19 protein-coding genes and 1 pseudogene are annotated in these 21,548 nt (G+C 43.0%); all 20 read right to left on the bottom strand.

Going from position 1 to position 21,548, the window contains the following annotated elements:
- The 20 genes and pseudogenes from ACZ5PT_RS17810 to ACZ5PT_RS17905 all read right to left on the bottom strand — a co-directional run bounded on the left by ACZ5PT_RS17810 (position 1) and on the right by ACZ5PT_RS17905 (position 21,521).
- Complete coding sequence (locus ACZ5PT_RS17810) at positions 1-651, bottom strand: acetyltransferase (protein WP_464264362.1); 651 nt, start codon at positions 649-651, stop codon at positions 1-3.
- Positions 638-1,231, bottom strand: coding sequence for a sugar transferase (locus ACZ5PT_RS17815; protein ID WP_464266762.1), 594 nt, complete (start codon positions 1,229-1,231; stop codon positions 638-640). The genes ACZ5PT_RS17810 and ACZ5PT_RS17815 overlap by 14 nt, the downstream gene beginning before the upstream one ends.
- Before the next feature lie 129 nt (positions 1,232-1,360).
- Positions 1,361-2,488 (bottom strand): annotated as a pseudogene (locus ACZ5PT_RS17820) (glycosyltransferase family 4 protein); the annotation flags it as partial.
- A gap of 142 nt (positions 2,489-2,630) precedes the next feature.
- A complete protein-coding gene (gene wecB, locus ACZ5PT_RS17825) occupies positions 2,631-3,761 on the bottom strand; it encodes a non-hydrolyzing UDP-N-acetylglucosamine 2-epimerase (protein ID WP_464264363.1) in 1,131 nt (376 codons plus the stop codon).
- Positions 3,762-3,822: 61 nt separating this feature from the next.
- Positions 3,823-4,935 carry a polysaccharide biosynthesis C-terminal domain-containing protein gene (locus tag ACZ5PT_RS17830; RefSeq protein WP_464264364.1) on the bottom strand — a complete coding sequence of 371 codons (1,113 nt, stop codon included), beginning with the start codon at positions 4,933-4,935 and terminating at the stop codon, positions 3,823-3,825.
- A 117-nt stretch (positions 4,936-5,052) separates the two neighbouring features.
- The gene (locus ACZ5PT_RS17835) at positions 5,053-6,072 is read right to left on the bottom strand and encodes a polysaccharide biosynthesis protein (protein WP_464264365.1); all 1,020 of its coding nucleotides are present in this window, start codon (positions 6,070-6,072) and stop codon (positions 5,053-5,055) included.
- A gap of 213 nt (positions 6,073-6,285) precedes the next feature.
- On the bottom strand, positions 6,286-7,560 hold the full coding sequence (locus ACZ5PT_RS17840; RefSeq protein WP_464264366.1) for a hypothetical protein: 1,275 nt from the start codon (positions 7,558-7,560) through the stop codon (positions 6,286-6,288).
- Entirely contained in the window at positions 7,557-8,690 is a 1,134-nt protein-coding gene (locus tag ACZ5PT_RS17845; protein WP_464264367.1) for a glycosyltransferase family protein, read from the bottom strand. The genes ACZ5PT_RS17840 and ACZ5PT_RS17845 overlap by 4 nt, the downstream gene beginning before the upstream one ends.
- Before the next feature lie 25 nt (positions 8,691-8,715).
- Positions 8,716-9,639: a glycosyltransferase gene (locus ACZ5PT_RS17850; RefSeq protein WP_464264368.1), complete on the bottom strand. Its 924-nt coding sequence runs from the start codon at positions 9,637-9,639 to the stop codon at positions 8,716-8,718.
- A 175-nt stretch (positions 9,640-9,814) separates the two neighbouring features.
- Positions 9,815-10,987 carry a CDP-glycerol glycerophosphotransferase family protein gene (locus ACZ5PT_RS17855; RefSeq protein WP_464264369.1) on the bottom strand — a complete coding sequence of 391 codons (1,173 nt, stop codon included), beginning with the start codon at positions 10,985-10,987 and terminating at the stop codon, positions 9,815-9,817.
- Positions 10,981-12,195, bottom strand: coding sequence for an MATE family efflux transporter (locus ACZ5PT_RS17860; RefSeq protein ID WP_464264370.1), 1,215 nt, complete (start codon positions 12,193-12,195; stop codon positions 10,981-10,983). Before ACZ5PT_RS17860 ends, ACZ5PT_RS17855 begins: the two co-directional genes overlap by 7 nt.
- A gap of 15 nt (positions 12,196-12,210) precedes the next feature.
- Entirely contained in the window at positions 12,211-13,065 is an 855-nt protein-coding gene (locus ACZ5PT_RS17865; RefSeq protein ID WP_464264371.1) for a formyl transferase, read from the bottom strand.
- Positions 13,062-13,481, bottom strand: coding sequence for a hypothetical protein (locus tag ACZ5PT_RS17870; RefSeq protein ID WP_464264372.1), 420 nt, complete (start codon positions 13,479-13,481; stop codon positions 13,062-13,064). Before ACZ5PT_RS17870 ends, ACZ5PT_RS17865 begins: the two co-directional genes overlap by 4 nt.
- Positions 13,474-14,262, bottom strand: coding sequence for a phosphocholine cytidylyltransferase family protein (locus ACZ5PT_RS17875; RefSeq protein ID WP_464264373.1), 789 nt, complete (start codon positions 14,260-14,262; stop codon positions 13,474-13,476). The genes ACZ5PT_RS17870 and ACZ5PT_RS17875 overlap by 8 nt, the downstream gene beginning before the upstream one ends.
- Before the next feature lie 21 nt (positions 14,263-14,283).
- On the bottom strand, positions 14,284-14,919 hold the full coding sequence (locus tag ACZ5PT_RS17880; protein WP_464264374.1) for a gamma-glutamyl-gamma-aminobutyrate hydrolase family protein: 636 nt from the start codon (positions 14,917-14,919) through the stop codon (positions 14,284-14,286).
- Entirely contained in the window at positions 14,916-18,008 is a 3,093-nt protein-coding gene (locus ACZ5PT_RS17885; protein ID WP_464264375.1) for a PEP-utilizing enzyme, read from the bottom strand. The genes ACZ5PT_RS17880 and ACZ5PT_RS17885 overlap by 4 nt, the downstream gene beginning before the upstream one ends.
- Before the next feature lie 52 nt (positions 18,009-18,060).
- On the bottom strand, positions 18,061-19,170 hold the full coding sequence (locus ACZ5PT_RS17890) for a DegT/DnrJ/EryC1/StrS family aminotransferase (RefSeq protein WP_464264376.1): 1,110 nt from the start codon (positions 19,168-19,170) through the stop codon (positions 18,061-18,063).
- Positions 19,167-19,580 carry a sugar 3,4-ketoisomerase gene (locus ACZ5PT_RS17895; protein WP_464264377.1) on the bottom strand — a complete coding sequence of 138 codons (414 nt, stop codon included), beginning with the start codon at positions 19,578-19,580 and terminating at the stop codon, positions 19,167-19,169. Before ACZ5PT_RS17895 ends, ACZ5PT_RS17890 begins: the two co-directional genes overlap by 4 nt.
- A 2-nt stretch (positions 19,581-19,582) precedes the next feature.
- Positions 19,583-20,050, bottom strand: coding sequence for an acyltransferase (locus ACZ5PT_RS17900; protein ID WP_464264378.1), 468 nt, complete (start codon positions 20,048-20,050; stop codon positions 19,583-19,585).
- 235 nt (positions 20,051-20,285) lie between these two features.
- Entirely contained in the window at positions 20,286-21,521 is a 1,236-nt protein-coding gene (locus tag ACZ5PT_RS17905) for a Wzz/FepE/Etk N-terminal domain-containing protein (RefSeq protein ID WP_464264379.1), read from the bottom strand.
- Positions 21,522-21,548: the final 27 nt, after the last annotated feature.

Raw genomic sequence — 21,548 nt, forward strand, 5'->3', positions numbered from 1 at the left:
TCAATCTCGACCTTTTATGATTTCACGAGCGGGGACACCCGCGACCGTTACATTATCGGGCACATTTCTAACTACTGTCGCTCCAGCAGCAATAGTCACGTTTTTACCGATGGTAAGATTTGGGATCACTGTAGTCCCTGAGCAAATAAATGTATTTCTGCCGACACGGACAGTTCCACAAAGAGTTGCACCAGGGGCGATATGCACACCATCCTCGATTACACAATCATGATCGATACTGGCCCCGGTGTTGACAATAACATTGTTCCCAATCTTTGCAGCAGAATTAACAACAACATTGGCCATGAGCACTGAACCCGAACCAATGCTAACATCCCGCCCCAATTGAACGGACGGGTGCACTGACGAAATCAGTTCGAAGCCATTCTCACTTAGCCAACTTGCAACCTTAACCCTAGCGAGGTTACTACCAATGGCAACTATAATGCCAGATGGTCGTTCAACCATTGCAAGAAGTTCATCTTTACCACCGATGACATCGTAACCAAAAAAAGTTTCCCCCTTAAGCCCTAAGTCATCATCAACTAGGCAAACAACCTCATAAACACCTTGTCGCTCTAGCACATCGATTACGACCTTAGCGTGCCCACTTGCGCCGAAAACCACTATTTTCCCTTTATTCTTTGTCATTCTGGCAAGATCCCATAAATTTGGTCATTGTCGCCTGTCCGTCTTCAGTGACACCCTCCCTCTTGAAGACTTTAGCAATTGTCATCCAGAGGATTTTGATGTCAAGCAACAAGGATTGATGGTCTACGTACCAGACATCCAACTTGAACTTGTCTTCCCAACTGATAGCATTCCGACCATTCACTTGAGCCCAACCGGTAATACCCGGACGTACTTCATGACGTCGGGCTTGTTCAGGAGTGTAACGGTCAAGGTATTCCATCAATAACGGACGCGGTCCGACCAAGCTCATCTCACCCTTGATGACATTAATCAGCGCAGGAAACTCATCAAGACTGGTACTACGGAGAAACTTGCCGAAGCGCGTTAGTCTTTGCTCGTCGGCCAATAACTGGCCTCCCTCATCACGCTCGTCAGTCATGGTGCGGAACTTGAACATGGTGAACGGTTTACCGTGCAGACCTGGCCGAACTTGGCGAAAAAACACCGGGGATCCCAATTTCCTTCGAACGGTAACCGCCAAAGCGACCATTACAGGAAGAATCAAAAAAGAACCGGGCACCACTAATGTGTAATCTATTAATATCTTGAAGAATTTAGAAAATGTTGTTGCCCCACAACTGCGATCTAAATCGTTGAAAATTGATTCAAAGGAATCAACACCGCAATTAATTGACAATTTTTTCTGATAGAACCCTTTGCCATTCTCCCCAAACTCTTCAAGCTTTTCCCTTTTCATCATATTAAGTTTGGATACAGTTACAGCGAGAGCACCAGGATCTTCGGAATTACATTTAACCCCAGCGCCTGCTTGCTCCACTAAATCTGCCGCATCACCTTCCATCGCCATTATTATCGGCCGACCCGCTGCTAAATATGCTTGGGTTTTCGAAGGTATGGTTATTTTAAATAAATCATCCTTTTTAAGATGTACCAGCAAAGCGTCCGCAAGAGCAAAGACCTTACCCATTTCAGCCATTGGCTGACGTAGCACAAATACTACATTATTCAACTTTAGGTCATTTGAACGTGCTACCAGTCTGGCTTTTTCAACACCATCGCCGACTAAAACAAAACGAATATCGGGGTCACTATCTGCACAAATCAGCGCAGCGTCCAAAACAACATCAAGCCCCTGCATTACGCCCATTGTGCCCGCAAATACAACGTTAAAAGTATTACCAAGACCAAAATCTTCAGCTAAATTGCTATCAACAGTTTCTTGCAAAGCGGACTGTTCTTCGCACCAGTTATAGACTACCTGTATTTTACTTTCTGGAATACCGCGTGATTCAAGGTTCTTTTTAAAGCCAGGAGATAACACAACAATACGATCGGCTTTACGATAAGCCCAAAGAGACCAACGATTCAAAAGACTCAGGACAAAGCGATTCTGCATCATCCCGGAGGAAGCAACGGATTCCGGCCACAGATCCTGAACGTCATAAACAACCCGACAGCCATAGATAAAGCGCAAAAAACAAGCAGCCCAAGCCAGAGTAATGAGATTATAGACATAGACCACATCAGGCTTGCGGACCAGCCAAGGGCCCAAGAACCAAGCACAGAAACCAAAGCTTAGGTAATTAAGGATTCTACGAAGACCTGATTCATTGTGGCTAGGATAGAGAGGGACACGGTTTATGCGTATACCGTCCATGATCTCCCGTTGCCACGGTTTAATGCGATATCCATCGTAAACTTTACCGCCGGGGTAATTCGGAAAACCGGTTAAGACCTCAACCTCGTGGCCGCGCTCAACGAGTTTTTTTGCAAACGGTAACCCTTTAAACATCGGTTCCGGAGTGAACCACTGTGTCAGCATCAAAATACGCATGTACTTCCGTCAATCCCCCTATCCTGCTGCAAATGGCATGGTTGTTCACAAATTAAAACACCACTAAGACCTTACAGCCCGGCTAAATTACCATCTCTGCGTTACCATCATCCGGGCCCACTCTTGCAATTGGCAGCAAAACTCAGTACTTCTTCCACACCACCCGATTTACATAATCGGTATAACTTATAATGATCCGCACCACCTTCTCTGCCACGTTCGGCATGCTGTAATCGGCCACCTTACGCAACAGGCGCTCATCACCTCTCGGTTGTTCCTCCAGCACTGCCAACCCCTGCAGCACCCGATCAAGCTCCAGACCAGTCATCATCACCGCTGCCTCCTCCATTCCTTCTGGCCGTTCGTGGGCCTCGCGCAGGTTCAACGATGGGAAGTTGAGGATAGATGACTCCTCATTAATGGTGCCACTGTCGGACAGGACTGCGTAAGCATGTTTCTGCAAATGAACATAGTCGCTGAAACCGAGGGGTTTGAGCAGTTCAACCTTATTGTGAAAGGTCACCCCCATCTTATCCACCCGGTTGCGGGTCCGGGGGTGGGTAGAAACTATCACCCGCTTACCGTAGGTCTCGGCTACCCCGTTAAGGATAGCGACCAACTTATTGAAGTTCTGATCTGACTCAATATTTTCTTCCCGATGAGCACTGACTACAAAATAATCGCGCGACTCAAGGCTCAGGCGACCTAGGATATCAGAGGCATCAATTTTAGGGCCATAATGATTCAGCACCTCGCACATCGGGCTACCAGTCTTGATCACCCGGTCAGGAGGCAGGCCTTCGCGCAGCAGGTACTCACGGGCTATATCGCTGTAGGTCAAATTGATATCGGCTGTATGATCAACGATCTTACGGTTGGTCTCTTCCGGTACCCGCTGATCGAAACAACGGTTTCCCGCCTCCATATGGAAGATCGGGATTTTGCGCCGCTTGGCTGGAATAGCTGAGAGGCAACTGTTGGTGTCACCAAGGATCAGTAGCGCCTCTGGCTGAACCTCTTCGAGGATTGGGTCGAGCTTTATGATGGTATTACCGATAGTCTCAGCGGCATTCTTCCCCGCCGCATTGAGAAAGTAATCCGGCTTGCGGATTCCCAGGTCCTGAAAAAAAACCTCATTCAACTCAAAATCATAGTTCTGGCCGGTATGAACAAGTACATGATCAACATATTTGTCCAGAGCGGACAGCACTCGGGACAGTCGGATTATTTCCGGACGAGTACCGACGACAGTCATAACTTTTATTTTTTTCATACCACTCTCAATACAAAGAATTTATTGCTACGAAGGATACGCTGAAAATAATGGCCAAGGGTCATACCGGTTCAAAAAACGTGTCCGGAGTTGCATGATCAAAGATCTCATTGACCCACATGACAGTGACCATGTCAGTGACTCCGGTGTTGGAGATATTATGGGTATAGCCCGTAGGAATATCGACAACTACGAGCTTAGCACCCGATACAGTGTACTCGATGATCTCGTCAGTGCCGATCTTACGGAAGCGGATCACGCCACTGCCGCTAACCACCAGAAACTTTTCGTTTTTAGTGTGATGCCAGTGATTACCCTTGGTAATACCCGGCTTGGAGATATTTACTGAAACTTGCCCCCTGTCAATAGTCTTGATGAACTCGGTAAAAGAACCACGATCGTCTACATTCATTTTCAGCGGATAACTGAATTTATCTGTCGGCAAATAGCTTAAGTAGGTGCTGTAGAGTTTTTTTATCAGTGGGTCGGACATATCGGGGACTCCAAGATCTTTACGGCTGGCCTTGAAACCATGCAACAGGTCAACAATTGCACCCAACTTGATAGTATGCGCCGGCTCGACCATAGCATACCCGTCATTGATCACCGCCTGACCGTCGAAAGCAGCGACAAAGGCCTCCACCACGTCATCAATATAGGCCAAGGTCATGGTGTGGTTCGGGTCATTGAGTTGGATTGGAAGATCGTTAGCAATATTGTGGCAAAAGGTAGCGACAGCGCTATTGTAGTTGGGGCGACACCACTTACCAAAAAGGTTGGGGAGGCGATATACGTACACCGGCACTCCGACCTCCCGACCATAAGCGGACACAGCACCTTCGGCATGGCGCTTGCTCAACCCATACGGGTTATCCTGGGCAGCTTGAGTGGAGGAACATAACAACACGGGGACCGCTCTGCCCTGCGTCTGCAGGGCACCAACAATCTCCTCGGTCAGGCCGGTATTGCCAATGCGGAACTCTTCTTCTTTCTTTGGACGGTTGACGCCGGCCAGATGAAAGACAAAATTAGCCTCAAGTAAGGACGCTTTCAGAACCGAGAAATCATCATCGATATCGAAGGTTGTCAGTGTAACATCATCGCGCAGACGCAACGCCTCGACCAGATTTTTCCCCACAAAACCAGCCGAGCCGGTTACCACAACATTCTTCATGATCACAACCTTTTAGTTCCTGCCAAATGATACGATTAAAACCCACGGACAAGGCAGGAAAGCCCGTCACTTATCCATTTGCATTAGTGCGGTTCACAGTTTAAAAAACATGAGATATCACCCCTGCAAAGCAGCCAGTTCATCTCGAACTAATTGCAGGGTCAGCAATTTCACTTTTATTTGTTCGATATTTAATCGCTGAGTATTATGGGAGTGGTAGTCCTCAGTTTGCGACAGGTCCTGTTCACCTTCGACGAAATATTTATTGTAGTTAAGGTCACGATTGTCCGCAGGGATGCGGTAGTACCTGCCCAAATCTTCTGCATGCGCCATCTCCTCGCGCGTCATCAGCGACTCATAGAGTTTCTCACCATGACGAGTGCCGATAACCTTGATTTCGTTGTCAACGTTAAATAACTCAAGCAGCGCTTGGGCTAAGTCAGAAATGGTCGACGCCGGAGCTTTCTGTACAAATGTATCGCCCTGCTGGCCGTGCTCGAAGGCGTAGAGAACGAGATCGACGGCATCATCCAACGACATCAAGAAACGGGTCATATTGGGATCGGTGACCGTCAGAGGCTTGCCCTCCTTGATCAGTTTGATGAACAGGGGAATGACCGAACCACGAGAGGCCATAACATTACCATAACGCGTACAGTTGAGTGTTGTCTTCGCCGGGTCAGCAAAGCGTGATTTAGCAACAACAATTTTCTCCATCAAAGCCTTGGATATGCCCATGGCGTTAATGGGATAAACGGCCTTGTCGGTGCTTAAGGCAATTACATTCTTCACGCCGCAGGTCAAAGCAGCATTAAGTACGTTCTCTGTACCGAGCACATTGGTTTTAACCGCTTCAAGGGGATAGAACTCGCAAGAGGGAACTTGCTTCAAAGCCGCAGCCTGAAACACATAATCTACGCCTTCCATCGCAGGCAAAAGACTTTCATGATCCCTTACATTGCCAATATAGAACTTAACTTTAGAACTTGCCAAGTTGACACGCATATCCTCCTGCTTCTTTTCATCACGGCTAAAAACTCTAATCTCCTCTATATCCGTGTCAAGAAACCTCCTCAATACTGCATTACCAAAAGAACCAGTACCACCTGTAATTAACAAAGTTTTCTTCGAAAACATTTAGTATTTCCTTTTAATAGCGGATTCAACTCAAAAGTGAAACGGATAAACAAAACCCAAGATACATTTTGAGGAATCCTAAAGCCAATATATTTTCTGATCATCAATTGAGTTTTCTCATTTTTAAATCTCAGCGAGTATTACGCTCAAAGGGTCTTTACCAATCAAAAATGAATCCATTGCATTTGTAGTTAACCCCTAAATGAGGGGTCATTACAACATCCGTAAGCGCTTACTGAAAAGTTTTTTAAATATTGTTTCACAAAAAAAAGCTAAAATAACAACAATTAAAGATAAAGTATTTGCGCTAGACGCAACTATAAAATTTCCTACGGGTAAAGAAACTAGACCTAAAAAAACGAAATACAATAAAAATAGCTCCATGGATCTCTTTTTATAAACTATAACCCTCAATAAATATCTCGTAAACAGACCAAACATAAAAGCTAACAATAATAAAAAAATTATACCAACACGAAGAACGTATGTAACAATATCTGGAACCCAAGATGCTCCACAATCGAGAGCTACACCACACATAAGATCTGAATTCAAATCTGGTCGATGAATGTCAGCGAATGGCAAGAAAACAGAAGTAAAATTAAAGGAGTTAATAATGCAAAATTCTTCAATAAATTTTGAAGTATAGAAAATTCCAAACGTAAAATAACCACTTAGTTTATACGTTAATGATGCTAGTGGTTTTGATACCTGATAAAGGAACGTCTCAGTATTGAAGCAAAGCTCCTGAGTTGAGCAGCTAGCGATCTCTTTAAATGAATATCTCGAGGAAATATTGTAGCTATAAAGTAAAACAGAAAAAATAATGAAAAGTAAAAGTATAACGCTGTAAGTGTTTACAACAGATCTACTACTCCTAAAAATAACACTCCTCATTGAAACACAGAACCAGAAAAGCAATATAAGTTCAAATATTTCGAATGAGGTTCCGCGAGCTACAGAGAAGAATAATTGAGCAAAGCTAACAAGAGAAATACATACCAAACCCCTAAAATTTGAACTTTTCCCTAAGGCTATGATGTAAATAAAACAGTAAATAACAGATAATTTCAAATATAACATTGCAAGAATTGCTGGAACTTTCACTACAGATAAAACCGCAAGCCCTTGTAATTTAAAAAATAATTGATATTCATTATAAAGGGATTTTCCAGAACTCAACGCGGATAGAACATCAAAAAAACTCTTCCCAGTGTAGAATTTAGCAGCATAAAAACTAGCCAACAACGCGCCAAGTGAAATAAAAACCAACGGAATTGCTTTAGCACTTATTTTTTCACTAACCAAGGGTTTAGATCTATACGGATATAACTTCACATTACATCCAACAAAAAAGAAAAGAAACACAATCCAAAGCATTACAAGACCACTGGCGAGGTCTCTTACGTTAATGGTAATCGAGGAGATGGCAGCTAGTACTGTCAAAAAGGCGTACCAATAAAAAACTGAAACAGAAACTTTGTTCATCCAAGCAGTCTCGAAGCTGCAGTTCTGACAGAGAAAATATTTCTTAAATCAGAACCCCCTGAATCTAAACCTGTATTGATCGCCCCCATAAAGAAATCTAATGACTGCTCAACTTCAGCATCAGAAAAACAAAAAGGGTTTAAATATACTGAAGGGTATCCACCAACAACAGAATGCAACTCTGATTCCATTTCCACCAAGCAGTAGACTTTCAAACCAGCCTCTACATAATCAATTATCTTCGAAGGAAAAGTGGGTAAATCAGAATTTTGATCAGTAACAATCGCCCCAACATGGTATCTAGATAATTCAGCAAAATATTGATCTCGAGGCAATTGATCCTTAAAATCAATCCAGCTGTAAGAAGAGTAGGATCTCTTCAAATCATCGAAACCAGCACCTTTCGAGTAAATATCCAGTGTCAGCAGAAGACCCCTAGCTCTTAATTTGTCAAAAAAATCAATTAGGGATTCAACTTGCCTCCCCTTTATTATCTGACCACCAAACACAACCCGAACAACATCACTGACGCTCTCCACCCTACTACTTTTAGCGTCAAATGCACCTCGCCCCCACAGGTTGACTACTTTAACAGCACAAACAAGATCAACCGTCGAATAATAATTTTCTATATATGCCTTATTCCTCTCTCCCATTGCCGTGATTTCAGAAAAATTAGCCAACAGGCGTTTTTCAAGGAACTTAAGCAAACCATTGATAGCTGACGGCAATGCGCCAATTTTAATCTGATGAATAGGAAAGATGTCAAAGATTATTGCTGTTTTCTTGTCCGATTTAAAATATTTCAATAAAAAAGCAGCTGGCCACATAACAGAGAGAGGGGCGAACATGATGATTTGGTCAAACCCATGGTGCCTCCAAAAAATCCTAGATATGACCCAAAAAAGTCTTGGCCAAACCAAGAGATATTTCAATATTTTAATCTTGAAGCTTATTTTTATTAAATTCTCACTTATGTCATATTTGCGCCTAGAGGTATTCTCATCACTATACGCAACGACGGTGACATCACAACCCTGCTTCGTTAGTTGCTGCGCCAAATCGTTAGTCAAATATGGACTATCATCAATTGATGAATATTTTGAAGCTACAAACAATATCTTCTTCATAAAATCCCTAACAAGCCCGAATGATCTATTTCACTAAACTTAAGAACATTTTTGTTTTTATGCGCACAAAGTTATAAACGTAACCAACAAAGGGCAATGTGAAAAGTATCTTACAAGCATAAGCTTTTTTACATTTCCACCTTAGAAAACTAATTAATTCCAAATCCCGATGACCACACTGTTCTGCATCGTCCAGCCATCCCTTTTTCATATAATACTCATTCCTCTGCAGCACTAATCGCCTTGAAGGGTCGTTACTTTGCGATGCGTTTTCACCATGATGTCTATACTTAACTAATATCTGATCAAGATACTCAATCTGCCCCTCCAATAACGCTCTAAAGGAAAGACAACCGTCCTCTTGAAGAATAGAAGGATCGATTCTTCCATAATTACTATATACCTTCTTCTCGAAGGCAAAAGATGCACCTATCACCCAACAATCAATATTTTTCTTAAAATCTGATACCGTTTTTGCGTAAAGTGGAGGGGCTGAAAACATTGCCCCCAACGTGTGACCATTTTTGTCAATTTTTTCTAAATTCGAAAAGATCGCAGAGATTTTATTTTTAGAGTTAAGCCAAGAATCACAAAGTGTACTCACACGGTCTAAAGTTGCGATATCGTCCCCTGCAGCCATAACAATAAAGTCTCCAGCTGCAATTTCTATCAATCGACTAACATGAGCACCAATGCCTAAATTTTTTTCATTCCTATTAAGTACAACTTTATGGCTACAATCATATTCGCACACCAGTCCTTCAATGATTTCATAGGTATTATCACTGGAGCAGTCGTCTGACAAAATAATTTCAAGGGGTGAATACGTTTGAGCCAATGCACTCTCGACTGCCTCACGGATATAATTTTCTTGATTATAAGCAAACAGTATCAACGTAACCAGAGGTCTATCTCTGGCGGTCGAAATATTTTCATTCGTTTCAGTCATTACTTTTTCCATCTATGCATTAAAACGGGAAATACTATGAATCATCACTAGAACTCTAAACACTCTCTACTTCCATGAACTATTTTTATGACAACTAGCCACCAAAAAGGATAGCCATAGAAAACTATATAAAAGCATGGCACCCAATGTCAAAATGAATAAATCAATTCGTTAATCACAATAATTCACGAATTTTTGCTGAAATATATCTAGAAGAGGCTTGATAATTATACAAATATTGTTTTCGAGTCTCACAAATTGTCATCGCCCACCCCCCCCTACCCTGAATCAAACGATCGACAATTTTATGAGTAAATTCACTGGGTGTGCAAACAACCCCCACCCCAAACCTACACGTATCTTCCATAGGCTTAATCAATATTTCTTTATTCAATCTGGAGTTGATTTTTTGGGCGCCTTCACAGTCAATAAAAAGGACAGGTCGTTCGGTAGTAAATGCATATTCGTATGCAACCCCAGACCAATCTGATATTAGCAAATCTGAGCTTAGCATTTTGTCAGAACCTATAGCACCATCGACCTCAAAGTCACAACCTGCGAAGTACAACAATAGTTCATCAATCACATCCAGATCATACTCAAAAGAAAGATTATGAGGTCTAAGGATCACATGAAAACCACCTTCAATTAGTTCCTTCACTATAGAAAAACCATAATGTTTAAGAATATTAGCCTCCCCCCAAGAGGGCGCAAACATAACTACTTTCTTATCGTTAGTGTACTCCTCGATCGCCACTCCATTAATTGATCGGTCATAAGTTGCCTTCATTTTATCGATCTTAGGATAACCGGCTTGATAAACTTTCTTACCACACCAGTTTCTCAATTGAGACAACTGGTGAATTTCGGCTACATGATGAGGTCCCACTGCAAAAAAAATATCATAAGCATCAAAAGCATCATCACCATAGACATAATGCATACTTACTGGAGAATGAAAAATATGAGCGAACTTTGTAATTTTTGATTTTGAGTCTACAGAAATATGCGAAGCGGCAGTAACCATTAAGGGAACATCAAAAAAACTAAAGAAGATTTCCATATGGCTATTTACATAAAATATGAAACTGCTCCCCTCCCCTGACAACATAGGATGCGTTGGATCACCTACCAAATGGATCACCTTTTCACCCAATAGGTTCAATTCGCTGATGACTGGATTCGAAAAAGTGTCATGCATTGCTAAACGATCATAAAAAACAACCCTGAACTTACCCTCTTTCACTAACCGGTTAATTCTACGAACGACCAGTCCCGCCTTAAAAGATTCAAAGGGTTGTGTCAAAAACCTCTTAATTATCCTCCCCCCCCAAATCAAATTCAGCATTGTCGCTTTCTCACTTTAAGGATTTCAAAATACAGCCAAAAATACCTAATAAAAACCAATATAGAAAACAGTCTGACACCAAACAAAAAATCTCCCAAATAAATAGCAATTGTAAATGCTACACCTGCGCAAAGGAGTGTTAACAAATGCGCAAAGAAGATTTTTTTTTGATTATTAGTAAACTGAAATAGATTACTCAGCGGTGCAACATAAAGCATGGAAAATGCGAGAGGTATAAGTGCTACAGAAAACCTGATTATCTCTTGAGAGTTGTCCGGAAATAACCACCTAGCAACTACCGGAAAAAGGAAATATATCACTAAACAAGCCGTCATTGAAAAAATAAATAAAACCACATCAAGCATATAATCTTGTCTGAGACCGGTCTTAGTCCTATATTCTCTTGAGAGCCTACTGACATAAGACTGGCCTACGGCTTGCCCTACAATTGACATTGGTGCTAAAACAAACTTATAGGCAAGATTATAAGCAGCAATTGAAGTTGGACCAAAATAATTCAAACCAACAGTGCTGGGCATATTATATGCGACTGTATGGACGATCATACCTGGCCCAATATATTTCATAAATTTTGAATATTTTCGTACCAATGAATAAAAATCAAGCATAGTCACTTTTGACAAGTTCGGAATTACTGAGAAACGTAGAGCGTAGCAAGCTATTAAGGAATAACCGAATAGATATGAAAATGCCATTGAGTGATAGCTTTTCACAAAAAATAAACTCGCAATTATACAAACTGAAAAAGACGAGAGAGGGAGTAAAACTCTAAACACCGCAATATATCGAACCCTGCCTGATCGAACAAAAACTATTTCAGATAAGCTTGAGGCACTTAAGACTCCTGCAAACAATGGAAACAAAGCCTCTCTCAAACCGAAAACAAGAAAAACCCCTCCTATAAATATAAACGATAGACTTATGCTCGACAGGATTGTAACTGCATATCTTAATTCACGATTATCCATCAATGGTATTGCCTGCGAAAAACCAAAGTGAATAATTGTTCCCAATATCGTTGATGCTGCGAAAAGAGCAAAGTATTCGCCAATCACATCAATAGGGTAAACTTTAACAAGCAAAAAATATCCCAACAACCCTACAACATTGGAAACCAAGGAAGAAGCAAGTAAAATAGACGACTTTTTAAACATTTCTCCACGAATAGCACTCTTAATTTTTTTCAATTACGCACCATACTGTCAATTAATGATCCTACTCAATACAAAGTCACGCAAATTCTTATGCATGAAAAAATAAGTCCTACCTTCCGATTCATCCTGAACTTCACCTGGTATTTTATTTAAACTAAAACCACTATCTTCAACAAATTCAATCAAGTTAACCAACGTAATTGCTCTTAAATGAACATCAAAACAAGAAAGAAATGCCATGTAAACTGTATCTAAATCCACATCGGGGATAAGATCATAAACTTTGAATTTTGGCATTCGATATTCTTTTCTAATAAAAACCTCGCCTGTATCAATGCCATCAGACATATAGAAACCACTATAACCGAGTTTTCTTTTCAACAACATGGACCATAAAGGTCCATCTGACCCTTTTACATCTGGCACTATTCCTGGGTGGATATGGATAAATTTCACTCCATCAACATTCAATAATTCTGGTTTCAATATTCCGCCACCTGTAAAAAGAATAGTTTTTATTTCGGAATTCGAAAAATAATCAAGAAGTTTAGGGTCTTCAAGTCCTTCAACTATTAACCTATCAACACGATCTGAAAATTGTCCATAATTAAACAATCCGAAGAAATTAACTTTTATATCAAAGTGATTGCCCATGATCTTAATAAGCTTAGCCTGCTCTTTGAGCCTGTATTTGAAAATTAAAAAACGATATATCCTCAAGACATAAGCTACTAGCTTCTCTCCCAAAATTGACTTTAGCAAATTGGTCTTCGAGGAAGGTCGCAAGATATCTAAAACTAAAATTGCTTCTGGCTTAAATCCAGCACTTTTTAAATATGTTAAATATGCACGAGAAGCCGGTGATGACCTGTCAACCATAACCAAAAGGTTTACATCTTTCATTTCACAGAAACCCCACCCAACAATTCGCTAGCAACCTTATCGCAAAACATCTTGTGTTCTATTTCAAACTCTATGATTGGTGCAACAAGTATATTGTCAAATATTTTCATGGCACAATTGAAGAACTTATAATCTTTATCCCGAGTTGATAAATTCAACAACAGTGTTGTAAAAAAAACTACATATTGACTACTGACTGGTTTTTTGTCTACTGCCCTCTTTAAGTCTTCACTATAAAGCAAGCATATTCTTTTTGGCACTTCTACTTTCTTACAGAGCATCTCAATTATTTTTAAATCATTTTCAGTTATATTTACGATGTCCAAACCATACAAAAAACTCTCAGTAGAAAAACCATCCCCCCCCTTGGGTTCTGGCAATTTATCTTTGTCATCTTGTAGTAAATTATTATTCATAGAAAACTTCACTTCCAAACATCTCTGGATGTTTTTTGTTTCTAATTATTTCCTCATAGCACCTGAGATCATCCACAGTATCAACCTCCAGCCAGCCATTGCTTGTAAACGCAGCCTGTGCCTTCCAACCACTGTCGATTAAATGCTGTAAAAAACTTGTCATGTACATATTGTCAAAATCTTTGCCATCAAAGCATGCACTTTTATCAAGCGCATGCCATGCTTGACCAAAGGCTTTCACCTGATCACCACGCACCTTAATCAAGCCCATATATTGACCTTGGACGTCATCATAGCTTAGCGGCTTTTTCCCCAGCTCCACAATACACCCTTGTTCATCAAGTTTGAGTGTTTCGACATCCACCAAAGGGTTCTCCATGCGAAGTTCCCACAATCGGCGCCATTCACGATCTACAGAAATACCTAAAGGAGCGTCTGTTTTCAGTAAACTTTTAAGCACGCCGGGCTCATATACAATATCGCCATAAGCTACAATTAAATCTTCACCCGGTTGCATCCAGCTCTCAGCGCAAAACAGAGTCGTCACCATATTTGTTTCAGCATAGCGTGGATTCAGCACAACCCCGACCCCCTCAGCTACAAGGCGGTCGGCCTTGTAGCCCCCCACTAACAATATGTCGTCAATCCCTGCGCCTTTAAGCACTGCAAGCTGACGGTGCAACAAAGGCTTCCCCAGCAACTCAACCATGCACTTGGGACGATCTTTCGTATAAGGGTATAAACGACTACCTTGACCAGCAGCTAAAATTATTGCTCGCATGTAACACCTATTCATTAATTATTAATTGTTTGAAAAATGTTGTTCGATAAGTCGCTTATCCAGAGCAGATGCAGGATGGTTACGTTCGGGATGCCACATGATTCCCATCCATGGCAGATGTCGATGCTGAAAGGCTTCTACATAACCGCCTTCGCACCGAGCCAAGGCTTGTAGATCTGTCCCTAAGTGGTTTCCAGGGATCCCCCAATCATGAAAGCTATTGACTTTCTGATATTCTGCCCAAAAAGGCACATCACAACATGGATAAATAATATGTTGACAGGCTACATGCCTACTGATGGGGGCCATACTTCCACGCAAATAATGATTAATCATCTGCATCCCCCGACACACGCCCAATACAGGTAATACCTGTTCTTCAGCCCAGCCCAACAGAACCATTTCAGTAACATCACGCTCAGGAGCCGGACGTGAGGCATTCGTCAAATGGGAAAGGTCGTTACCACCTGTCAAAATAAGGCCAACAACCTCTTGTTGTTTGATCCAGCCTTCTGGATCAAGCAAAGCATTGGGCACTGGCAACAGATCAAAACCCAACAAGTCCAACAACTGCGTCCATTGCTGATCCAAACAATCACGACGTTCATCATACCCTGCTATCACTTCTACACGCTGTGTTACCGCAAGGCGTTTCACTGGACCACCTGGATCAATCGATTTGCTGCATTCAACTCAAGTACCGTGGCGCGCGTCAAAGTTTGATATCGGCTTTCACCTACACCAATTGCAGCAGGTAGCCCAAATTCGGCAGCACGAATCGCCATATGAGAGTTGGCTCCACCGTACATGGTAATTAAGCCAGCAATACCCCGACCAAACAGCCAGTCATAGCCAGGATCGGCCTGAGGAATCAAAACAATCTTACCCGACAGATCTACATTTTCATCGGAACAGGAGAGTTCTACGCAGGCCGCCCTTACATTCGCAGATCCAACATAGTTAGCTTGTGAGGAAGGATAAGTGAACACCGAAAAATCAGAATGACTACAAATCAGTGGCGGCAACTCTACTGCAGCAACTCGCTGATGTAATTCGGCCCCTTCCTTTGCACGACTACTTAGCCAACCGGAAATATCTGAAACCGAAACACAGCCTGTACACAATGCCAGGATATCCTCAATAGCCAGATGAAAAAGCGCTTCACGAGAAACTCCCTGCGACCCACCCCATTTCACCAATTCATCCAAGGCAAGGGAGAGATTTCGTGTAAAAGCAAACTTAGCGTATTCACGGCCCTCTATCGCTTCGCGCATGAAGCGTTCCAAGGCATCAGGATCACATGCTAGGCCCTGATCAGCTAAAGCTGCTGTAAAGCGTTCACGCGCACGCGCCCAAAGTTTGCCAGAAACTTCGGTAGTCTTTGCTTGGGGCATACAAGCACGTTCAACCAGTGGCCGCAGGTAACGTTCTGGATCGGCAACATAACTCAGGGAAGTGACATCATAAGTCCCTGGCCGTAAATGTCCGTATTTGGACACAAAATCGTCCCAAGACATTTGTCCTTGTGCAGTGAATCCAGCGTCGCGAGTCAAGTCATGGCTAATAGTGCGGATAGTATTTAGAAAATCGTCGCGTTCGGCCGGTGTAATAACCTCTGCACTAACGGCAGAACTAAGCAGAGTCACCGCGACAAAAGCACTGCGGGCCAAGTGGGCAAAAGGTAAAGCACCCAGCGAACGGCAGTCTTGCAAAAGCAAATATGCCTTTTCCAGAGGGAACAGATCGGTTGCGTTGATCTGCTCAAAACGCTGCTCCATTCGACTGACCAGACTAAGATCTTTAGCGTTGCGCTGCAAAGCCTGAGAAGTAATATCACGAAGCGCATTCCGAAGTAGTTGTACTTCGTCTAGCGAAAAGCCGCCCTGCTCCATTAAGCGCTTCTCCCAACTGGAAAAATCCAGCGAAAAGCAGGTGGGAACCACATCAAATTCTACCTTGTCATGCAAATGCGGGTGTTGCTCCAGCCAGTCAAGGTAAAATTCCACTAGTCTACTCGCCAGTGCATCATCAAGGACTGCAGGCACAAAGGAATTGAAACTGGCCCGCACATCCACATAAGGATGACCAGCGAATGCCACAAGCAGTGGCTGTGGTCGCACATCGCGATAACCATATTCAGCCCGCTGAGTAGCCCAGACCTCATCCATGATAAGAAACCGGTACAAGCTCATCGCTAAACGACCAGGCTTTGTACCAATAATTTCTGCGGGATTCCAATCCGGCATCACCCCGAAAATGGTACGTGTCCCAACCACAAATGGTGAAGCAGGCTGAAGACTCTCAAAACGTCGTTCCCCTTCTGACAGCAGCGCATGAAAGGCACTATCAGGAACCGCCCACTCAGAATGATCGACGGCAATCGGACGCACCTGCAATATATGCAAGTTATCTGGAGCAGTTAATGCAAATTCAATATCCAGAGAGTCATAACCCAGTAAAGATTCAACTTCACGCAGAGCGGGCAGCAATAGCTTAAGATGTTCAGGAATGTTATGACTGTGTTCGCTCGCATCACGACGAAGTATTAGCGTCTTATGCCCTTGGCTACTACCGTTCGTAATGGATTCGGTGCTACCCGTCATATCGTCATAGTTGACCACATAATAGGGTGCGCCACAGGCTAAAGTGCGGGTAAACACCACCCCGCTAACCTGTACGTTATGTAGCATGGGTTGAACTAACACTTGATTTTCTGGATGAGTATCCGGATAGGAGGACACCACCTGCATAATAGCGGCACTCAACGTATCGCGACATGCGCCGTCAACATTCAACAGACTGGTATATGCACCGGCATTGGAATTAGAAAAACCATCTTCAGACAAGGCACTACTACGAATCACAAGTTTTTTTTGTAAAAACCGCTTCTGGATACACAACATTACATCTTGTGGTGATGACTGCCACTCGGCGGTGGTAAAGCTGACCTGATCTTCAATGCAACTATGGGTCACCATCCCACGAAGTCGACGCAAGGTCTGAGCCTTGGTACCTAACACAAAGTGAGCTAGATCTTGTGGTGCGTTGAGCTCTGCCCAGTCGCCACACACATCCACGGCCTTAACACTCAACCCCTGCATGCGCAAGACTTCCACCAAATCTGACAGATTCCCTTTATGCAGACGTTGACGCAGGCCTTCTTTGTCGATGGCCATGGCGGCCAGAGCTGAAACACCAAAACGTACACAGCCTACAAACTCGGCATTTGCAAGATCGGTGTCGAGATCTGTACCCAACCGAGTAACTTGATCCTGGTGCAAAAACAGCTTTTCAGATCGGTCAAGATCCGCCGCAGTACGACCACTAAAACGTTTACGCCAATGACTATCCACCGCCACCACAATATCAGCATCAACCTCAAATAAAGAGCGAACCATACTCTCCCGAAAAAGGATATCCACATAAGAGACTAGGCACTCATTTTCTTCACTAAGAGGGCTATGCATCAAGGAATAAGCAGCCCCCGTGCACTGCCACTCATCGTTGACGATGTACTGAAAATCTGGATACCGTTGAGCAATAGCCTCAACTTGATAACCGCCAACAAAATGAACATCTGGTGTCAGAAAATCAACTGATTGCAGCAACCAGTCCAAAACCCTGGACTGACCTAACGCATTGCGCAATGCAGTGTGTTCCTCGCCTTGGTGCGGACGGCCCGCACCCAACATATAAAATTGAACACCAGATGATTTTTCGGCTTTTGGATAACCATTCACTTGCATATTATCGATTCTTGTAAAAGTTCAGAATAGGACTTACTAATATCTAATGGATTCAAATAGCACTGCTGGCCGAGAATGTATTGCATGCCTTTACAACTTGCTGCACTTTCTCCATCGCCATGTTCGGCCCAATTGGCAAGCTTAGTACTTCTTTATGGATACGCTCGGTCAATGGAAATGTCTGGTTGTTATAGGCAGAATAGGCCTGCTGCTTGTGGGGCGGTATCGGGTAGTGGATCAAGGTTTGGACACCCGCAGCAGTCAAATGATGCTGAAGTGCATCACGCTGAGGGTGTCGAACGACAAACAGGTGCCAGACCGACTCACACCATGCTGAAATGTGGGGAAGAACCAACCCGGAAGATTTACTCAAGTTTACCTGAAAAAATTCTGAAACCTGCTGGCGACGTGCGTTCCACTCATCGAGTTTTGTAAGTTTAACGCGTAGTAAAGCTGCTTGTAATTCATCAAGGCGGCTATTAAAACCCTTGACATCGTTGCGATACTTTACTTGTGAACCATAGTTCCCCAATACGCGAATTTTATCCGCCAAATCATCGTCATCAGTAACGATGGCGCCACCATCTCCCAACGCCCCCAAATTTTTCCCTGGGTAAAAGCTGAACCCCGCAGCATCACCCAAGCTACCGGCGCGACGACCTTTGTAATGTACGCCATGAGCTTGGGCACCGTCTTCGATGACCTTCAGGCCATGTTTCTGTGCGACCGCATTGATCGGATCCATGTCAGCAGGCTGCCCGTAGAGATGGACGGGTAGAATTGCTTTTGTCCTTTTGGTAATTGCTGCTTCAATTAATGCAGGATTGATGTTGTAAGTTTTCTCATCCGGTTCAACGGGTACTGGCGTAGCACCGGCATAGGAAACAGCCAACCAGGTCGCAATGTAAGTATTGGCCGGCACGATGACCTCGTCACCAGAGCCGATATCCATGGCACGCAAAATCAGGTGTAAGGCGTCAAGACCGTTGCCAACACCAACACAATGCTTCGCCTCACAGTAGGATGCAAACTCCTCTTCAAAGGCTTCAACCTCCTGCCCCAAAACATACCAGCCAGACTCCATAACGCGCCGGTAGGCTGAATCTAGCTCATCTTTAATTTCGAGATAGGGGGCTTTTAAATCAAGGAAAGGAATTTTCATTTCAAAACTGCCGATGTAGAAAGATATTCATCGTAATCACGGTAATAATCAGCCTCATCATAAAGATTTGATGCCAGTACCATACAAACGGATCCAGAAGAAAAATTATCAAGTTCCCGCCAGATCATGGGACAGACATAGAGCCCCTGATAGGAACGGTTCAGGTGAAACCTTTTCTTTTCTCGACCATCATCAAGAACGACATCAAAACTTCCAGACATAGCAATAATCAACTGACTCAATTCCTTATGGGCGTGACCACCACGCTCGGCCCCACCAGGGACATCATAAAGATAATAAACACGACTGATATCGAATGGAATCTGGTTTCCACTTTCAACAAAGGTTAAATTCCCACGAGGGTCAGAAATCTTGGGAAGTTCGATTATTCTACAATCACTAAGTGGCATAATTAATCCTCGAGAGTCTTTACAATTCTAGCAGGATTACCGACTACAAGCGTACCTGGGCGGACATCCTTGGTCACCACGGCCCCAGCACCAACCATTGCTTTCTCACCAATAATCAAACCAGGTAATATGGTCGCATTTGCGCCAATAGTGGCTCCTTTTTTTACCTGTGTACCCAAGAGCACAAAATCCTTCTTACTTCGCGGAGATATATCGTTTGTGAAGGTCGCATTAGGTCCAATAAAAACGTCATCCTCGACCCGTAAACCGTCCCAAACTTGCACGCCACACTTGATAGTCACGCGGTCACCAATTATCACGTCATTTTCGATAAAAACATGATCGCAAATATTGCAATCAGTACCGATCTGAGCATCAGAAAGGACATGGGTAAAAGCCCAGATACGAGTCTTCTCACCTATTTTTTTAGTTTCAACAATAGCTGACGGATGTTTGAAATATTCAGACACAATAGAATCCTATTTACTAAAAATCTGTAAAATCTTTCGCAAGAGACAACAGGTATTGTCCATAACCATTTTCATTCATTGCATTGCCACTACTTTGTAATCTTTCAAGGTTGTTCCAGCCAGCTCATAGGCTTGCTCAAACGACTTTATCAACACCTGTGCTTCGAGTTCAAGAAGGATCCCTTTGTCGATAATTTTTTTGAGTTACTTAAACGCTTTTTGGTTTCGTACTGCACTATTCTGTCGGTGCCACTTCTGACTGCATTCGGCGGCGTGCATTACTAATGAATTCAACAAAAAAAGCCAGTATTACACCACCCAAAACTCCAAAAAATCCAGACAACGCCATAAGAACTGACCTACCTGGTCCAACAGGCTTAAGGGATTTCACTGCCAAACCCAATACCTTGGTTTCGCGAATCTTACTAAAGCTATTTTCCAAAAGAGCAATTACGTTTTTTTGCTCGGCTTGCTGACTTTCACGCTGGACCCGAAGGTTGACAAGTTGACTCTGCAATTCATCAATCATAGCCACCTTCAACTCTTTTGCCCGCTTGTTATCTGCAATGTCTTTTTCTGCCTGTTGCTTCTGGCTTTCGACCCCAACAGTTAAACGTTCCTGCAACGAAGCCAGCCGGTTGTCACTTTGTTGAATCTGGTTATTGATCAGTAACAAAGTCATCGCCCTTGTCTCATCTGCTGCCTCAGATAAAGCTTTGGGTTGGCTGGCGTAAGCCAGATCCAGACTTTCCTCAATTTTTTTAATCTGCTTCTTCAGCAAAAACTGTGTTTCTGCAAGCTGTAGCTTTTTTGAGAGATAAAGCTTCTCCTGGTCATCGTATTCGACTAATGACATTCTTGCGGCATTCAGTTTCAGTTTCAGTGCCTTCTCTGCAATAGCATAAACTCTTGGATCTTCAAGATTATTCAACATTTTCGTAGCAGAATCGAGTTTAATACGGTGTTCAGTTCTCAACACTTCAACATCGCTCTGATGTCCTGCCAGTAAAGAAGCAACCACACTTGCATGCAGTTCTTTGTACAGTTCAATATTAACTTCCTCTCCCTTAGAAACGAGAGATATCAAATCACTGCTTTTCGGAATTGATGCAGCAACCCCCAATATACGACCATTATTCTCTCTCGAAATCTGGTATTGCGCTAAAGGAATATGACTTTGCTTAATCTTTGCCAGTACCATCTCAGGTGATTCAATCAGCTCTCTAGTAATTCCCCCAGTCTCATTGTTGTCCACTGGAAAAGACCCAATCTCAACGGTTGTCAAATAGCTATACTTGGCTGGGGGAAGAAACGCAATCATAGAACCCAGACAAAGACTGACTATGAAGAAACCAAGAACCAGGAACTTACGCTTGATCAGGATAAGACAAAGATCGCCCAGATTAATTTCATCATCGACGGCTTGGCGGGGGGAAACACCTGGTTCTTGCTCATTTATATTCTGGTCCATAAATCAATTCTTCTCACAATAGCTTCA

The organism is Desulfuromusa ferrireducens, from assembly GCF_055389805.1.